The sequence below is a fragment of the Streptomyces apricus genome, assembly GCF_008369065.1.
Classification (GTDB): Bacteria; Actinomycetota; Actinomycetes; order Streptomycetales; family Streptomycetaceae; genus Streptomyces; species Streptomyces apricus.
Genome location: NZ_VDFC01000210.1, coordinates 1 through 1,403, shown reverse-complemented (window position 1 = coordinate 1,403; position 1,403 = coordinate 1). Strand labels below are relative to the sequence as shown.

Below are 1,403 nucleotides of genomic sequence, written 5' to 3'. Positions count from 1 at the left end.
GTAGCGGGTGGTGAGCCGCACGGCGCCGCCCCGGTGCCATCCGTCGCCCAGGGCCAGCGACAAGGTCCAGGCCATGGCGGTGGCCCTGGTCGACGGATGGCACCGGGGCGTCGCCGTGCGGCTCACCACCCGCTACGAGTACCTCCAGGTCATCGACCGCTTCCACGACATCCCGGCCGCCCTGGGGGACTTCACCCACCACATCCTGCTCGGCTCACCGGACCACTGGCCGCCGCACGTGGCCGGGCACCCGCCCGCGGCCACCCTCACCTTCGTCCTCCTCGACCGGATCGGGCTGCGCGGCGGCGGCTGGGCGGGAGCCTGGTGCATCACGGTCGGCGCGACCGCCTGCGTCGCCGTCCTGGTGACCGTGCGCAGACTCGCCGACGAGGACCTGGCGCGGCGCGCGGCCCCCTTCCTGGCGCTCGCCCCGGCCGCCGTGTGGATGGGCACGTCGGCCGACGGGTACTTCGCCGCCGTCGCCGCCTGGACCGTGGCGGTGTGCGCGCTCGCCGTCACCGCCACGACGCGGCGGCGCGCCGGGACCGCCGCCTTCGGCTCCGGCCTGCTGTTCGGCCTCACCTGCTACCTGTCGTACGGGCTCACGCTCGTCGCGGCGATCGGTACGGGCGTGCTGCTCCTCGGGCGCAACCGGCTCCGGGTGCTGCCGTTCGTCGCCGCCGGTGCCGCCGTCGTCCCGGTGGCGTTCACCCTGGCCGGCTTCGACTGGTGGGAGGCGTACCGCCTCCTGGTCGAGCGCTACCACCAGGGCGCGGGCGGCATCCGGCCCTACGGCTACTGGGTGTGGGCGAACCTGGCGTGCACGGTCCTGATCACGGGCCTCGCCACGGCGGCGGGGCTCGGACGGGCCGGGAGCGCGCTGGTCGAGGGGCGGCGCACGCTGCCCGCCCTGTGGCGGTACGGGTCGCGGGGGCGGGCCGCCGGCGCGCGCGAGCAGGTGGCCGCCACCCGGCTCGCCGTGCTGGTCCTCGGCGGTCTGCTCGCCCTGCTGGCGGCCGACCTGTCCGGGATGAGCAAGGCGGAGACGGAGCGCATCTGGCTGCCGTTCGCGATGTGGCTGCTCCCGGCGTGCGCGTTCCTGCCGCGCCCCAGGGTCTGGCTCGCCGCCCAGGCCGTCCTCGCCCTGCTCCTCAACCACCTTCTGCTGACCGGGTGGTGACCCGCGGGCGTCCCGTCGGACGGCCCCGTTCCGGCCCGGCGCCGGACGACGAGTGCGTACGACGCGCCGGTGGATCCCAGCCGGTGGGCGTGCCGTGTGCCGAGGGCGCTGTGTGGCGGTCCCGAGCGGTGTTCGGCCTGTCCGGGGCGGGGTCCGCGGCCCCCCGTGCCGGAGGCCTTCGGCCTGTCCGGGGCGGGGTCCGCGGCCCCCCGTGCCGGAGGCC

The 1,403-nt window shown here is 76.8% G+C and carries 1 protein-coding gene; it reads left to right on the top strand.

Features of this window, described 5'->3' with window-relative positions; all coding sequences use genetic code 11:
* Window positions 1–73 precede the first annotated feature (73 nt).
* A complete protein-coding gene (locus FGF04_RS39245; protein WP_235882753.1) occupies window positions 74–1,180 on the top strand; it encodes a hypothetical protein in 1,107 nt (368 codons plus the stop codon).
* Window positions 1,181–1,403 lie beyond the last annotated feature (223 nt).